The sequence below is a fragment of the Erysipelothrix anatis genome, assembly GCF_009828745.1.
In the GTDB taxonomy this organism is placed as follows: domain Bacteria; phylum Bacillota_I; class Bacilli_A; order Erysipelotrichales; family Erysipelotrichaceae; genus Erysipelothrix; species Erysipelothrix anatis.
On record NZ_WTSX01000009.1, the window covers coordinates 37,194 to 52,098 of the forward strand.

At 33.1% G+C, this 14,905-nt stretch carries 15 protein-coding genes; 12 read left to right on the top strand and 3 right to left on the bottom strand.

Annotated elements, in window-relative coordinates:
• The first annotated feature begins 69 nt into the window (after positions 1 to 69).
• The 9 genes from GVV19_RS07555 (at position 70) to GVV19_RS07595 (ending at position 7,001) form a co-directional block, all read left to right on the top strand.
• On the top strand, positions 70 to 222 hold the full coding sequence (locus tag GVV19_RS07555) for a hypothetical protein (protein WP_159646790.1): 153 nt from the start codon (positions 70 to 72) through the stop codon (positions 220 to 222).
• A 219-nt stretch (positions 223 to 441) separates the two neighbouring features.
• The gene (locus GVV19_RS07560; RefSeq protein ID WP_159646792.1) at positions 442 to 1,365 is read left to right on the top strand and encodes a hypothetical protein; all 924 of its coding nucleotides are present in this window, start codon (positions 442 to 444) and stop codon (positions 1,363 to 1,365) included.
• Positions 1,366 to 1,707: 342 nt separating this feature from the next.
• Positions 1,708 to 2,031, top strand: coding sequence for a resolvase (locus tag GVV19_RS07565; protein ID WP_159646794.1), 324 nt, complete (start codon positions 1,708 to 1,710; stop codon positions 2,029 to 2,031).
• Positions 2,028 to 2,585 (top strand): hypothetical protein, encoded by a 558-nt coding sequence (locus tag GVV19_RS07570; RefSeq protein ID WP_159646796.1) that lies wholly within the window; start codon positions 2,028 to 2,030, stop codon positions 2,583 to 2,585. The genes GVV19_RS07565 and GVV19_RS07570 overlap by 4 nt, the downstream gene beginning before the upstream one ends.
• The gene (locus tag GVV19_RS07575; protein WP_159646799.1) at positions 2,582 to 4,435 is read left to right on the top strand and encodes a VirB4 family type IV secretion system protein; all 1,854 of its coding nucleotides are present in this window, start codon (positions 2,582 to 2,584) and stop codon (positions 4,433 to 4,435) included. Before GVV19_RS07570 ends, GVV19_RS07575 begins: the two co-directional genes overlap by 4 nt.
• Positions 4,435 to 5,490, top strand: coding sequence for a M23 family metallopeptidase (locus GVV19_RS07580; RefSeq protein WP_159646801.1), 1,056 nt, complete (start codon positions 4,435 to 4,437; stop codon positions 5,488 to 5,490). Before GVV19_RS07575 ends, GVV19_RS07580 begins: the two co-directional genes overlap by 1 nt.
• A gap of 15 nt (positions 5,491 to 5,505) precedes the next feature.
• Entirely contained in the window at positions 5,506 to 5,787 is a 282-nt protein-coding gene (locus GVV19_RS07585; protein ID WP_159646803.1) for a hypothetical protein, read from the top strand.
• 32 nt (positions 5,788 to 5,819) lie between these two features.
• On the top strand, positions 5,820 to 6,746 hold the full coding sequence (locus GVV19_RS07590) for a DUF3846 domain-containing protein (RefSeq protein ID WP_201288203.1): 927 nt from the start codon (positions 5,820 to 5,822) through the stop codon (positions 6,744 to 6,746).
• Between the two features lie 9 nt (positions 6,747 to 6,755).
• Positions 6,756 to 7,001 carry a DUF6103 family protein gene (locus GVV19_RS07595; protein WP_159646807.1) on the top strand — a complete coding sequence of 82 codons (246 nt, stop codon included), beginning with the start codon at positions 6,756 to 6,758 and terminating at the stop codon, positions 6,999 to 7,001.
• Between the two features lie 352 nt (positions 7,002 to 7,353).
• Here the strand turns inward: GVV19_RS07595 and GVV19_RS07600 are convergent, their stop codons facing one another.
• From GVV19_RS07600 to GVV19_RS07610, 3 genes are read right to left on the bottom strand one after another with little or no spacing between them, the layout of a single operon-like run.
• A complete protein-coding gene (locus GVV19_RS07600; protein WP_159646809.1) occupies positions 7,354 to 10,428 on the bottom strand; it encodes a metallophosphoesterase in 3,075 nt (1,024 codons plus the stop codon).
• Between the two features lie 26 nt (positions 10,429 to 10,454).
• On the bottom strand, positions 10,455 to 11,372 hold the full coding sequence (locus tag GVV19_RS07605) for a BsuBI/PstI family type II restriction endonuclease (protein ID WP_159646811.1): 918 nt from the start codon (positions 11,370 to 11,372) through the stop codon (positions 10,455 to 10,457).
• Positions 11,365 to 12,837 carry an Eco57I restriction-modification methylase domain-containing protein gene (locus tag GVV19_RS07610; RefSeq protein WP_236262336.1) on the bottom strand — a complete coding sequence of 491 codons (1,473 nt, stop codon included), beginning with the start codon at positions 12,835 to 12,837 and terminating at the stop codon, positions 11,365 to 11,367. Before GVV19_RS07610 ends, GVV19_RS07605 begins: the two co-directional genes overlap by 8 nt.
• Before the next feature lie 189 nt (positions 12,838 to 13,026).
• On the opposite strand from GVV19_RS07610, the gene GVV19_RS07615 reads away from it, so the two are divergent.
• The 3 genes from GVV19_RS07615 to mobL are packed head-to-tail and all read left to right on the top strand — an operon-like array spanning position 13,027 to position 14,897.
• Positions 13,027 to 13,443, top strand: a complete 417-nt coding sequence (locus GVV19_RS07615) for a hypothetical protein (RefSeq protein WP_159646813.1) — start codon at positions 13,027 to 13,029, stop codon at positions 13,441 to 13,443.
• Positions 13,436 to 14,071, top strand: coding sequence for a MobP3 family relaxase (gene mobP3, locus GVV19_RS10860; RefSeq protein ID WP_159646815.1), 636 nt, complete (start codon positions 13,436 to 13,438; stop codon positions 14,069 to 14,071). The genes GVV19_RS07615 and mobP3 overlap by 8 nt, the downstream gene beginning before the upstream one ends.
• Positions 14,019 to 14,897, top strand: coding sequence for a relaxase MobL (gene mobL, locus GVV19_RS10865; protein ID WP_159646817.1), 879 nt, complete (start codon positions 14,019 to 14,021; stop codon positions 14,895 to 14,897). Before mobP3 ends, mobL begins: the two co-directional genes overlap by 53 nt.
• Positions 14,898 to 14,905 lie beyond the last annotated feature (8 nt).

Below are 14,905 nucleotides of genomic sequence, written 5' to 3' on the forward strand. Positions count from 1 at the left end.
GAATACAATGATTGAAATTGTATAAAGGACTCTTGTTTGATATATTCAAGTTAGAAAGTAGGGATTGAAATGAAAAAAATCAAAATATCAAGATTAAAGCTATATGAAGAAATTTGGGAAAAACGTATAGGACTTGTAGCTCAAGAGTATAATATTTCACTAGCTGATATGCGTAAAGTTTGTAATCTACTAAACGTTCCTCGTCCATCTTCTGGCCATTGAGCAAAACTCTTATATGGCAAAGACTCACCAATTGTAAAATTATCAAGCGATTACAATGGAAATGATATTATAGAATTTTTTGTTGATGATTCAATCTCTTCAGAAGACCGAATTATATGGAACACGAATTCGAATTTTGAAAATCCAATTGCATATTTTACCGATAAGATGGTTTGGCTAGTGTCATCTGAATCAAAAAGAGAATTCTATGATGATCTCATGAAACACTTTGAAGATTCAAAAGAAATTAAGTTGTCTAAAAATTTTAAAGATCTTAGAAATGAAATACTGGCAAGTAAGAAATCATATGATAAGTTAGAACAGCAAGCAGCCGTACATAATATCGTTCAAACTTTAAAATACTCTTGGAAAAAAGAGCGACCAGTGATTAATGTACGTTTACTTTCTTCACAAACTATTGATCGAGTTTTTCTGTTTATTTCGAAATTAGAATATATTCTTGAAAAATTTAATTGTTCATTAAACGATGATCTTACTGCTAGTGTACTCGAACAGAATATTTGGTACTCATTTTATGAGGGACAACGAAAAGTTAATCACGTTCTTACTACTAAAGACAAACAAGCTCTTGAAAACTATGCGAAAGATATTGCTAGAGGGTATACTTTGTGGCGTGTACCTCAAATTAGAAAATATGACTATATCTTTAATGGGAATTTAACCCTTAGTTTTGATTTTGGTAACAAATCAATATACAAAGACTCCAAAAACCGAACACTTGAATCTTACATTCCGGAAATCATTCTCGAAATCCTTAAGTTTGGCTTTGAAGAAAACACGAGAAAAAAAGAACTAACAAAAAATCAAATGATTAACGACATAAATGAAAATATTAGCGAATTGGTAAATCATAGATATAACCATGAACTCAATTTGACTTCCGAATTATTACGTATGAGTCACTACTTTGATGAAGCTGAGCGTCTACGTAGAATGATTTCGAGCATAGAAGAAAACGAGCAAAATTCTGCCTGGATTGACTTTGCTAAAAAGAAAGCGGACTGGCTTGACCCATCAATATATTCTATAGATCCTATACTTGGTGAGAATAAATACGAAAAAGATATAATCGATTTATTAAATCAACCAAGCATTAAGCCTAACAAAAAATGGAGGTACTAACAAATGTCACGATTAGTATACTATAATTCAATATCTTTAATTATTATCTTACATTCTAGAGAGGAAGCTATATGTACCTATACCCAAACAATCTGAAATCAAAGCCAATGCTCTGGCTCTGGTATATGAGAGATATTGTAATTATTGGAGTTTTGACTTTAATCTCAGTATTTATCTACACACAACTAAATATCATTCACTTCTTAGTGGGTACTTCAGTCTACGCATTACTCACCTTAAGATTTGACGACATGAGCATTCTTGATTTTATCACTTACTCATGTCGTTTTTTTATATCTCAACCTCAATCCTATACATGGAAAATAGAAAGGATGGAAAACCATGGAAAACATTAAAAACAAAGTCATTGGATATATCTTCGACTCAGATGATATGTATGACAAAAAACATTACTTTGAAGATACGCCTGAGAATATCGCAAATTTCATTATGCAAAACTGTTTCCACAATTGCACTATAACTGATACTGCAGATAAATTGATTCTTACTTCAGTCGTTGGAGGGTATGTGGATCAATGTCCTAATCAAGAATATCTGGAAAATGAACTTTTACCCTTACTGATTCCTCTACAGCTTGGTGACGTTGAGCCTCAAGAAATAAACTTTGATGAAACTGATTATTGTTACGAACAGGTGATGCAATGAAGAGACATTCTAGTTCTACCCGTCGACTTCTCAATTTGAAGTCACTCCAAGAATCCAGTATTCTAGGCTACAACAATCACCAACTCACCTATTATGCAATTGCCCCCTATAACTTATCGGTGTTGTCTGATGAAAATATTGAAGCAAAAATATTTGCACTAATGAATCTCATAAAAACAACCGAAATTGTCGAGATACTCTGCCTCAATAGTCGTGAGAATTTCCGTTTTAATAAAAGTCATATAAAATGGCGCATTGCTGAAGAAACAAATCCTCAAGTTAGAAAGTTACTTGAACGCGATCTTCAGTATATTGATGAAATTCAAGTCAAGACCGCAACCGCTCGGTCTTTTTTAATATGTATTCGTCAGTCTCAAATAAACGATTCAGATCACTCCTTGAATCGTTTGGAGAAAGCATTCAAACAATTTGGTTTTTCAATCAGTCGTTTATCTAATAGTGAACTTAAAACAATGTTGGCAGTTTATTATGAACAGAATGTTACCACGGACAAGTTTGAAGATATTGACGGTGAAAGGTGGCAAAACTTATGAATTTTTTTAATTTCAAATCTCTTCTTAAAAAGAAAGAAATAAATACCGATGAAAATCGTACCCAAACATTTCTTGATATGGTATCTCCTTCAATTATTAAGTTTTATACAGACCATTTCATTTGTGGTAATACGTATCGTTCAGTTTGGGCATTAAGAGACTATCCCACATCAACTGAAGAACAAGCACTCCTTCGCTACTTAGGCGAAAAAGAAAACATTACTCTGAAGATCTATTCTCGACTCGTAACACCGCTCGAAGAAAAGAAGATTATTACTAATGCTTCCAATAAGAATAAGATGAAAAGTACTTCTTCCACACAGGTTCAAGATACAATTGAAGCACAAGCAGATATCCAAGATTTAACGGTATTGATTGCGAATATGCATCGTTCCCGAGAACCACTGGTTCATTGCGCAGTATTCATTGAAATGATTGCATCAGATTTAGAATCTTTAAAAGTACTTCAAACTGATGTACTCACTGAACTGGTTCGTTCAAAAATGAATGTTGATAAATTGTTACTAAGACAAAAGGAAGGATTTTTATCTGTTGCTCCATCAGGTAGTAATCAATTCAAAGAAGAATTTGAACGAGTCCTACCCGCATCATCAGTCGCAAATTTCTTCCCTTTTAATTACTCAGGTAAGACAGATGAAAATGGATTTTACCTCGGTCGCGATAAATATGGATCGAATATCATTGTAGATTTCAATAAACGTTCCGAAGATAAAACCAACGCCAATACCATCATCTTAGGCAATTCGGGTCAAGGTAAATCTTATTTACTGAAACTCATTATCTGTAATCTTCTAGAATCAGGAATGCGTGTTATTGTGCTGGATCCTGAAAGTGAATATGCAGAACTTACCCATAACTTACAAGGAGACTATATTGACTTAACCAATGGTCAGCATATTATCAATGTTTTAGAACCCAAGCTTTGGTCAGATGAAGTGCTCCTTGAAGAACAATACGATGAAAGTGTCCCTGCTGCTTTTAAGAAGTCCAACAAACTTTCACAGCACATTTCATTTCTCAAAGACTTCTTCAAAAGCTACAAAGATTTATCGGAAGCACATATTGATACCATTGAGATCATGATAAAAAAACTATATGACTCATTTAAGATTACTGATGAATCAGATTTATCACGATTTAAATCAACAGATTATCCAATTCTCTCTGACCTCTATGATCTAATTGATACTGAGTTTAAAAACTACGATAACAACCAAAAACATCTTTATTCAGAAGAAAGCCTACGTGAGATCTGTCTTGCACTATTTTCCATCTGTAAGGGTTCTGAATCTCAGTACTTTAATGGTCATACAAATATCACACATGGTTCACTAGTTACATTCGGTGTTAAAGGGCTTCTTAATTCAAATCAAAATCTCAAAAATGCGCTCTTATTTAATGTCTTATCTTACATGTCAAATGAGCTTCTTACGAAAGGTTCTACTGTTGGTGCATTGGATGAATTCTATTTATTCTTAACGAATCTGACCGCTGTGGAATATATCCGCAATTTCATGAAACGAGTTCGTAAAAAAGAGAGTTCCATCATTATTGCTTCTCAAAACCTTGAAGACTTTAATCTTCCTAAGATTAAAGAATATACTAAACCCCTATTCTCAATTCCAACACATCAATTCCTATTTAATGCCGGAAGTGTTGATAAGAAGTTTTATATGGATACTTTGCAACTTGAAGAATCTGAATATGAACTCATTCGATATCCTCAACGTGGTGTATGTTTATATCGATGTGGAAATGAACGATTTATTTTAAAAGTTCACGCACCAGAATATAAAGAAAGATTGTTTGGTTCAGCGGGTGGTCGATAATGGGAGCGAAGATAGCTAAAGTACTGTTGTCTTTGGTTCAAAGTAAGAAAGGACGAAATCTTCTTAAATCAATCACAATTATTGCTATATCACCAATACTCTTAATCATGATATTTCTAATCAGTGGTGCTGATGGCGCTTCAAAGCATAACAACCATCTCATTGATGTAATATTTATGAATCATGAAATCTCCCCCTCTGTACCTGATGAGTATCGAATATTTATTGAGAACTACAAAGTGACATTTCAAAAAATTGATGATGAACTAGCAACTCTTGAAATATCTGAAGGACGATTAGATCCAACTTTAATCAAGAGTATTCTTTTTGGAGCAACCATCGATTCTGACAACAATCAATTCTTATCATCACTAAATATCTCCGAATACTTACATTGTTTCTACATAACAGATGAACCAAGTGATAAATCACCTCCAGTACACAAAGCTATACCATCAACAAATACTGTAATTCGTAATGCATCTTCTTATCTTAAGATTAACCTTGAATCAAAAACTGAAACAATCTATGAGATATACCGCGTTGCGTTGACGGGTATAAATAAAGGACTGGATGATTATGTTCCAATGGCAACGCTTCTAGAAGATGCTTATATCATTTCCGAAAAGACCCCATATATTGGTGGTGACTTTAGGAGTCCATTAGCGGACGATTGGAAACAGTATGTTACTTCAGAATTTGGTCCTCGTGAACCGATTACCTTACCAGATGGATCAACAACAAGCAATTATCATACAGGTATTGATTTTGGAAGACCGCAAGGAACTCCACTTTTAGCTGTAGGTGATGGCAAAGTTGTGATCGTCAGATACAGCGATGAAGGACTTGGATTCTTTTGTGTGATTGATCATGGCGAAGGAGTATTCACGGTCTATGCTCACATGTCTCGGATTCATGTCACTGAAAATCAGGTTCTCAAACAAGGACAACAAATTGGTGAAGTTGGTTCAACGGGATACAGTACCGGTGCTCACCTTCACTTTGAAGTCATTGTGAACCGCCAATATGTTAACCCAAGACTCCACTTAAAATAATGAAAGGAACTGATTATGCCCTATAGAAAAGCACAACTTCTTTTTAAAGAAGCAATAGAATGGATCGCCGATTATGTTGAAGGTGAGATTGAATTTGATACCGCAGCATCTAACTTTGAAGACAGAATTACAGAACTACAATCCGATAGTTTTGATTTACTTCTCGAGCTTTCATCACCCCAAAGTCATCTACTAAGTGATATCGATGACTTATTGGATCAAAGGGTTCTAACACTTTATGATCCTGACGAAATTGATATGATTTCTGAAACTAAACTCAAAATAAAGCTACAATAATGTCTGAATGACCACAATGAAAGGAATTGATTATGAATACAAAACAACTGAAGGAACGCTACCCAAAAGGCATGCGTATCGAATGTATAGAAATGAACGATCCACAATCCGTAACTTCTGGAACTCAAGGTACGATTAACTTTGTGGATGATATGGGAACCATCCATGTCTCTTGGGATAACGGACAATCTCTCGGTCTTATTTATGGTGAAGATGAATTTCAAGTTATCCAATCACCATCCAAAACTTATGAAAAGAAATTTGTGAATCTTGAAATTAATACTCCCTTAGTCCTTAAGGAAAAACTTGATCCAATCAAGAACATTATCAAGTCTGCAATTAAAGTATCTTACAGTGATTACCATGATCTATTAGATAATCCAACTACAGACCGCGATTACATTGTTGATCATCTTGATGAAATGACTCAAGACGAGTACCGACAAAACCATAGTATCCTCGTCTATTGTGATGAAGAACCTGATGGAATTTTAATTGAATCTGGGGGTTACAATTACCCACGATATCAAGGCTTTGTAAACAACGTTCATGATTTGCTAGATACTCATACTTACACAACAAATAACTATGAAGACAGCTTTTCTAAAATCAAAGTACTCGTAATTGAACCGCAAACTACACCCTATGTTGCAATACTCGATAATAATCTTGAATCATTACAAGCAATGGTTGGCGGTAATTTAGAACTTGTATCACTCAGTCATTCAGCGGAACTTCTCTGTAACGAAAACGGCAAGATGATGAACTTACCAGCTAATAGACGATTGGGTCAAGATGTGATTGTTGGTCGTTTTATTGTTGTGGGAAATGATGGTGGTGAACACTTCACTTCTCTTTCTCGTGAAGATATCAATCAATATACTAATCAATTTAATGACTTAGAAATGATTGATCAATCTGAAGTTCATGAGGACTTACATTACGAAATACACTATTAGGAGGTCATAATGAAGAAAGTAAAATTTGTACTTGAAATTGATGATGAACGATTGAATGCAATCAATCTCTACAGTTCAGAATCAAGAAAAGACTTAAAATCAGTTTTGAATGATACAATCCAAAAACATTATGAAGAGATTGTACCGAGTGAAGTACGTTACTATTTGGAGTCAAAACTAAACAATGAACAGAAGAAAGCATCAACTTCTATTCCAAAATTCAACAAATCTAACACTCAAAAACCACAGAAATAATAGCACGAAAAAGCGGTACCACTTAAAATTTGTGTGGTACCGCTCATTTAACTACTAATTTCACCTCAATTAAAGCATATTTCGTGTCTAAGCACTATCGCCAATACAATATAAGATGTTATTCGAATTCTGTGCCGGTTTGTTGGCGAGCTGTGGGCTGTTTCTCATCGAATTGGAACTAGTACCCAACTCGAGTATAATTCATCAATTTATGAGCCTGTTTGCGAAGTATGTAAATTTGAAGAGATTTCGCCTATTGTCGCGATTCCAGACCAAATAATAATCCGAAGCAGGTTAAAGCCACGGTAGTACACCGCGACTCTTCACATCGCCGTGCAACGCTCGGCGAAATCTATTGATTACTAGTTATAACTAATCGACTCTCATTCTTTATGTTCAATTTTGAAAGTAATTTATCTTTTTCAGGCTTAGATTTTGCTGTATTATAGTAGTAATATCTCCAAATTATAATCCTGAGAACACTCTGAGTTAAGAAATCATCTTGTGCTTCATTGATTAAAGATTCCACAGTTGAGGTTTTCTCATTATTTAAGAATAAGTAACTAATTGCTACATCAACCAAACGCATTCCATATGAATAATTTGAAGAAAGATACTTCTTTAGTGTAGGAGCAATCTTGACACTTGAAAGAGCATCACTAATACGATATACATTGGCAAAGGCAGAGTACTGAAGCAAGAAAGAAACATATTTTACTGCTTCCTCGTATGCATCTTCGTGGCTTAGTGAAGTATCAGATGCAAATAAATCTCTAACATACTCAATAAAGTCATCTTGCTTGTTTAGCATTTCGAATATGAAAGAAAGAGACCTCATCCCTAACTCATAACATTTCTGAATTAAGTACTCCTTTTGCTCGACTTTAATAGAACCTCCATAACACTTTATAATTTGACCTATTGTAGACATGAGATTTAGAACAGTATTTAACTCAATTATCTCTTTCTGCTCAATGGCCTTCTTATCATTTTCATTATAGGATTGAATATCATTTGACTTGTTATGAGCAGCTACTTCTTCTCTTTCTAATAAGTCTGATTGATTTATCTCAACATTTTCGTCAATGCCTTTTAAGTTGATTAATATATCCTTCTTATGGTTACCCAAATCTCTAATAATCTTGGGTGGGTTCTTATAATCAAATACTTCGTAACTCGCCATTGTTTTTGCAATCTTCTGATCAAGTTTCTCCAATAAGACAATATCATTTGAAAAATACCAAATATTTATTATAATTCTCGAGTAGTCTTCTAAGTTTATGTCATCCAACAACTTATCAATTTCAATTAGAACTTCAGTATCTGACAAATTCTTAGAAAAATATCTTGCTACAAAGTACGAATATAAATAACTATATCTAAACGATACCTTGCACTGAATTTCTGAAATTTTACTGCCATTCGTGTTGATATTTTCCATCTGTAGGATGTTTGACTGAGTAAGTTGCCTCAACAACCTTTCAGCGCTATTGACTAAACCATATTCTTGGTTATCTTCAGTAATTACATCTTTGAGTTCTGAGAAATCCAACATTCTTGATTCAGCACTATAAAGACGAAATGCAAACGTACTTAGTATTCTAAAAGTTTCTTCTTGGCTATCTCCATCTATTTCAGATTTTTCCATTGCATTAGAAATAATGTTAGTTAATAGGTGACCATACAAGGTTGTCTTATCCGTTTTATTAGTTTGACTTGTACTTAGAATTGTCAAAATTGCATCTGGAGTTTGTGGCAAGTTATTTCCCAACAAAAGAGTCTTAACAACGGATGCATCTTCTCTATTTTTTCGTTTGAGATCTTCATCACTATCTTCAATGTTTTCAAGTTTATTCCAATTTTCTATAATTTTCATTTGTAACTTTGGCCCAAAGATTTCAATGTTGTATCGATTGAAGTTAATAAGAAACTTATCGACTTTTAGATATCCTGAAATTCCTGCTTTACTATTAGAAAAAATAAATGTCTTTCCGAATTTATCTTTCACAAAACTGTGTAATAATTCTACATTACTTTCTCTCTCAAATAAATGATTATAATTATCGATAACAACCACTCTACATTCTTTGGAAAGAGAGTGAAACCTCTTTGTCATATCTTTACCATATTGATCCTTAAGTAAAATATCGAAATAATTATCTAATCTTGCAGGAGAATTAAAAGCACCAATATTCTTTGAAATATCAACATAGACTACAACATACTTATCAAGATTAATCAATTCAGAAATCAATCGCTTTGCAAGCGAAGTCTTTCCTGACCCGTAATCTCCATCAATTACACATTTTTCTTCTTCAATTAATGTTTTAATTGCGTCCTCGTCCTTGATTCTTAATTCATGATTATTACCTTTGTTAAGACTCATTGTTAAATATGGATTAACAAATAAATCTGATAAAACTGGTGCCTTCTTTCTTGGGTGAGTTATTAGCATGCCTAAATCCTCTAAGAAAGATATATGTTCCTCATTTGGTCTTGGTATGTTTTTTTCAGTCAAATCTAACCCTGCATGCTTTTGAGTTTCAATAATGAAACAGTTATATTCTACACTCCACAAATATGTTTCTTCTGTAATGCTTTTGTCATCATCAATACTGATTACTTTAAAAGTAGAAGAGTCTCCTTCAAAGGTTCCTCCAACACTATATAATAAATCATTCTCTTTTTTTCTCTTTATATGAGCATCATCAGTGTGCTCGTGTCCAGTCAATATAATTCCATTCTTGGTTTCAATCATTTCTCTTAGTGAGTGGTCATCATTAGAAGTAAACCACGATCTCGGATGATGATACACGAATAGGTTGTATACATCTATAATGCCTTCACCATTATATGCATCAAAACTAAAATATTTAGTTGGCATTATGATGTTCTTATTCTCATGTAATGAAGACATCCATGCAGTATTAAGCAGAAAAAGATTAATTTGAATTCTCTTATTCATCACAATTTTTCTATTTTGGAGTAAACTGATGTTCTTAACATATGGAGAATTTTTTCTTTCGAAGAAAGAATAATTTTCAAGCACTTTACCAACAAACTTTACTTCGTTATCAGTAGTAGGTATTTTCTTATCTACTAAATTCCTTATTCTTTTACTGCGTTCGTTAAGATAATCTGATGTTGAGAAATCACAGTCATGATTACCTGGAACAAAATAAAGCTCGACACTTTTGAAATTACTCTTTAAACTGATACGTAATTGTTGAAAGAAATTACTTGCATAAGTGTACTCTGTACTTTTTCCAGAATATGCTATATCTCCAGAAACAATAATTAGTAGTTTGTCCTCTATGTCACCCACGTTCTTTAAGCTTGTTGTTAAGGAAGACAATTTATTAAAATGACTTGTCAGGTTATTTTCACTAAAATGAAAGTCGCTTAAATGAGCAATTTTTATTCCCATATTATATCTCCTATCTCTACCCCATTCTAACGAGGTCCGAAAAACTTGTCACCATTTAGATGAATCATATGTTCTGGTAACTCGGCAATCCACACTTCTGTTTCCCATGCGAGTTGATCTGCAAATCTCTTATATGTTTTAAAATCCAAAAAGGATGTTACATAAACTATTCCAGAAGTCACATTTTTTGTCATTTCTTCGATTTCCAAAATTCTCTTAGGACTGATTGGTCCTACTGATGTCACTGCCTCTACAAAATAAATCCAGTTCATATCTTCTCTAAACAAGACAACGTCAGGCATCTTATCATGTTGAGTAATTTCAAAGCCTAATTGAATCAGTTTTTCTTCATCTTTTACAAGTGATTTGAAAGTGGTATCTCCTAAATACAAGCAGATTGAGTCTGGTGCAAATCTAGGAGCAAAATTCTCGATTATCTCTTTCTGTAACAAGTTGTGTTTACCAGTAGACAGGGTATAATCAAAATTATTAATTTTCAAAGGTAGCAACTTCATTTTCTTCTTTGATTGATATAAATCTATCAGGGAGGTGTGTACTTCTAAAAAAGCATTTAAATTACTCGTCCAAGACACTGTACCATAAGACTTGACTAAATCTAATGATTCAGAGGTAAGTCTGTATCGATAGTTAGGACTGTTTGTTGCCTTCCCATTGTCTTCTATTATCGCTGCATTTCGAAAATGATGTAAAGCCTGTTTACGAATTGTTTCTCTTGAATTTTCAGCATATGAAACATTGTATGACTCTCGTGTGAATGCAATTATATCATGAATTCTCACCCATTCATTGGTTGCTTCACTCCATAATGTCTCATTAGTCACACCTGCAAGACATAATAGAGTATATGCACAAACATCTGATTGCTGCGCCTTAGGCATTTTAAGTTCATTTAAGATTCTTTTTGCTTCTATTATTTTATCCACCATAAACCTCCAGTATTTTATTACAATTTTCTTCTGATAAATCTTTACTCCTTGACAATGCATTTCCCAATTTTTTAATAACATCTATATCAGGTACTGGTATATTATTCATCTCTGTAGAATTTACCTGAGTAGAACCATTTAACACTCTATAGTACACATCATACAACGTGGAATTGAATAAGACGTATAATCCATAAACGACACATTCTGACATTTCAATAACACTGTCAATAAAGTTTACTTTATTCTGCGTACTTATATAGTCATATTCTGGAAAGTCCTTTGCTAAATATATAGCACATTGAAGTCTTCGTTTCTCTTCTTTGGAAGTAAACCTTTTCACCATCAAGTAATTCTTGTTTTTTTGAATTAATCCATTTCTTTTTGGTATTAAGTATTCACCACCAACATATTTCGGAAACTCAATTTCACCATTACTTATGTGTCTTGAATAGATTAAGGGAACAACCTCAGAATTCTTTTCATCAGTTATACAGTCTCTGTTTCTAAAATCAACTGTTATTCCAGTTTTCATTTTCAAACCTAGGTCAGGTAACGTGGTCTTCCATCCGTTCACTTTTTTCAACACTGATAACTCTTGAGCATTAGTTATCAGATATATGTAATTATCCCTTGATGAAGCTATCAAATCATACTCTGCTTCTATTCTCTCAATGTTGTGAAAATCATCATTTGAGAGAGAGGATGTGATGGTAATATTACGATTACTTGTTTTACTCTTCCTAACTTTTACAATCATTGTCTCTTGCAGTACTTTCTCATGACTGAAAACTTTATTCCTACTCACAAATAAATGAAAATGTTCGAATGATATATTATTAAATAAATATTCTCTAAATTTTTTAAAATATGCTCCTGACGTCCATGATCTAGGAATTATATATACTAATTCTCCATCTCTCTTTAAGTTATGTATACTCATAGCCATGAAAAGAAAATATAAATTAGGTGATCCATACACGATAGACGACATTGCTTGTGCTTCAGGATCTAATTTATTTAATTTTTTATATGGTGGATTCCCAATAATCAAATCAAACTGTTCCATAGAATTAATTCCACTATTAAAGTCTTGAGAAAAATCAACAATGAAGTTTTTGTTTAAAATAGTGTAATTAATAGTGTATTTCGAAACTTTCCTTAAATACTGTAAATTATCATTTAGCAACTCCAAAATATTAGGGTCGTTTTCGATGCAAACTATATCTACTTTTCGTACACCTTCCATTCTATTAATCCTATCTACAATGGTCGCAGTTAAAATACCTGCTCCTGCTCCTGTATCAAGTACTCTAATATTCTCCTTATTTGGTATATCAAACAAAGAACTCATGAAAATAGCAGTCTCTTTACTAGTAAAAAACTGACCGTATTTTTTACGTTCTGACTTAGGCATTTTTTCTATATAGGCTGATGTTTTATCAATAATATATTTTAACAAATTAACACCTCTTTCAGTGAATAAATGAATGCGGAAATTAGCTACATTTTCTTTTAATTATAAGCTTAATCCGTTTGAGTTTCTTATTAATATTATAACATACAACATTGCTTTTTTTTCAATCTATAAGATTTATATGAAATTACTATTCACTACTCTAATATTAGGCAAACAAGAAAGGACACCTTCATGAAATCGAGAATCAAAACAGGAACAATGATGTTTCCAGAAATTATACAACTCTGTGATGATAACTTAGTACTCGCAAACACAAAATCTCGAAATGACTTTATTGAAGAAGCTATAAAGTTCTATGTTAGTTATCTCAACACTAAACACAACAATCTCTTTATCTCAGAATCAATTGAGTCTGTACTTCAAAACTCAATACAGATTACTGAAGATCGTTTATCAAAACTTCTTTTCAAACAATCAGTAGAAATGAGCATGATGATGAATATTATCGCTGCAAACTTTGAATTGAACGAAGATATACTCAAAAAACTACGCATCAAATGCATTCAAGATGTTAAAGCATCTGTTGGCTCAATTAATTTTGAAGATATTGTTAAATATCAAAATAGTGAGGAGGATAGAGATGGCTAGACTTATCGCAAAATTTGGTTACATGAAGCCCAACAAAAGAAATAGATCTGGGTTTGTTGAATACATTGCGAAACGTGATGGTGTCATTAAAAATATCCATACCTTTGCTCATAAACCCGTGACTAAAAAACAAGTACAACTTATTGAAAAACTAATTGCTAAATTTCCTAAAACGATAGAATCAGAACTTTATATCAAACATCAAGAATACCAAACAATTGGTTCTGCCTCTGAACTTATTACATACATTGAAGAATCATCACTTGAAGAACTATCCAAAATTCATGAATACGTTCAATACATAGCACAAAGACCACGAGTTGTTAAAGAAGGAACTCATGGTCTTTTTAGTATTCACGATGAACCTCTCATACTTGAACATGTTAAAACTGAAGTTCAAAATCATCCATCAAACATTTGGACTGCCATCATATCGTTAAAAAGAGAGGATACATCACGTCTTGGCTATGATGATTTAAAACATTGGAAGTCGCTAGTTCGTTCAAAGCAAAACGATCTTGCGAAACATCTCAAAATCGATCCCGACAACTTCAAATGGTATGGCGCGTTCCACAATGAATCCCATCATCCCCACATTCATTTTAGTGATGTATGCAAAAGATGGTAAACAAGGTTATCTCAATCAAGTCTCAATGGATGCAATACGTTCTTCGTTTGCTCGAGAAATCTTTAAAGATGATTTACTTCATATCTATCAGAAACAAACTCAAGCACGTGAAGATTTAAAACTAGCGAGCAAGGAGTACATTCAAGAGCAGATTCAAAACATCAATCGACACTTTAAAATGAATCCAAGAATTGAAGATAAACTTAATCTTCTTTCTAGAGAATTAGAAATCATTAAAGGAAAACATCAATATGGCTATTTACCAAAACCAATCAAACAGATTGTTGATGAGATTGTTAATGAAGTTTCCAATGATCCAAATATTCAAAAACTCTTCGACCTATGGTATCAACAACGACAAGAAGTCTTGAACACGTATTCGAGTAAAAAAGAAGAAATACGAAATCTATCCGATTTGCATGAATTCAAACCAATCAAAAACATGGTGATTCAACTTGCAAAAGAAATCATTCTTACGCACGACCCTCATGTTGAAACTACTAAACCATCAGTCATTGTCAAAAACGATAACACCGTTCAAACACCACCTCAAAACTACAATAAAGAAGACTCAGATACAGAAACCATAAAATACAACAAGCATGAAGCATCGAATATAGATGTTGAACCCTATAGACATGAAGATAAAGAGATTGTGTTTCCTGTTTCATCCAGTATCAAGCCTTTATATCAAGTCAGCAAACTCTTCGAGTCATCAATGATCCAACGTGCTCATAAATATCAAGTCGATCATAAACTGATTCTTAAAATGCGAAAACAAAAGATAGCACTGGGTCAACATGAAAATGATACACATAAAAACTAAGCAATATA